Annotated in this window: 1 protein-coding gene; it reads left to right on the plus strand. The window is 43.5% G+C overall.

The window, feature by feature from the left end:
• Positions 1–331, plus strand: a 331-nt coding sequence (locus ACNPNW_RS05505; protein ID WP_448766676.1) for a phage portal protein, incomplete at both ends; no start/stop codon positions are given.

The following is a 331-nucleotide window of genomic DNA, read 5'->3' on the forward strand; positions in this document are numbered from 1 at the left end:
GTACTGATTAATGACACCAATGGATCTACCACTTGGGGCAGCGGGATATTCGAACTTGTAGAAGCCTTTTATAAGTTTGGTCTGCGGCCTTATTTTGAACGGATTGAAGAATCAGCGCGTTTAAACTTGTTGGATCGTGCCGATTGGGATGACTATGAATTCGAGTTCAAAATCAAAGATCTGCTTCGTGCTTCATTTACCGCGCGTGTGGCCAATAACAAGACTTTAATTGAAAGCGGTCAAAAAACCATTAATGAAATCCGTCGTGAAGAGGGTGATTTACCGCTTGATTGGGGTGATCAGCCTTTAGTCGCCGCCAATTTAATCACCC

It is taken from the genome of Acinetobacter endophylla (assembly GCF_053543775.1).